This is a genomic window from Alcanivorax sp. HI0083 (assembly GCF_001635175.1).
Genome location: NZ_LWFX01001566.1, coordinates 1 through 702, shown reverse-complemented (window position 1 = coordinate 702; position 702 = coordinate 1). Strand labels below are relative to the sequence as shown.

General features: G+C 62.0%; 1 protein-coding gene. It reads left to right on the top strand.

Going from position 1 to position 702, the window contains the following annotated elements:
• A partial coding sequence (locus tag A3754_RS23400; RefSeq protein WP_197468814.1) for a helix-hairpin-helix domain-containing protein occupies window positions 1-702 on the top strand: 702 nt, incomplete at both ends.

Genomic DNA, 702 nt, shown 5'->3' with positions numbered 1-702 from the left:
GGAAATGGGCGAAGAGGAAGCCATTCAGGTGTTCGCCCGTAACCTGAAAAGCCTGCTGATGGCTTCCCCCGCCGGCCCCAAGTGCACCATGGGTCTGGATCCCGGTCTGCGCACCGGGGTGAAGGTGGTGGTCGTGGATGCCACCGGCAAGCTGCTGGAACACACCACCGTGTTTCCGCACCAGCCAAAAAACCAGTGGGACCAGTCCCTCAGCAAACTGGCGGCCCTGAGCAAACAGCACGGCGTGGAATTGATCGCCATCGGTAACGGCACCGCCAGCCGGGAAACCGACAAGCTGGCCGGCGAAGTGGTCAAGCTGCTGAAAGACCAGCCGATCCAGAAAATCATCGTTTCCGAAGCCGGCGCATCCGTGTACTCCGCCTCGGAGCTGGCCGCCCGGGAATTCCCGGAACTGGACGTGTCCTTCCGTGGCGCCGTTTCCATTGCCCGCCGCCTGCAGGACCCGCTGGCCGAACTGGTGAAAATCGATCCGAAAGCCATCGGCGTGGGCCAGTACCAGCACGACGTGAGCCAGGTAAAACTGTCCCGCTCGCTGGATACCGTGGTGGAAGACTGTGTGAACTCCGTGGGTGTAGACGTGAATACTGCCAGCGCCCCGCTGCTGGCCCGCATTGCCGGGCTTAACAGCACCATCGCCGGCAACATCGTTACCTTCCGGGAAAAGAACGGTGCCTTTGCCAG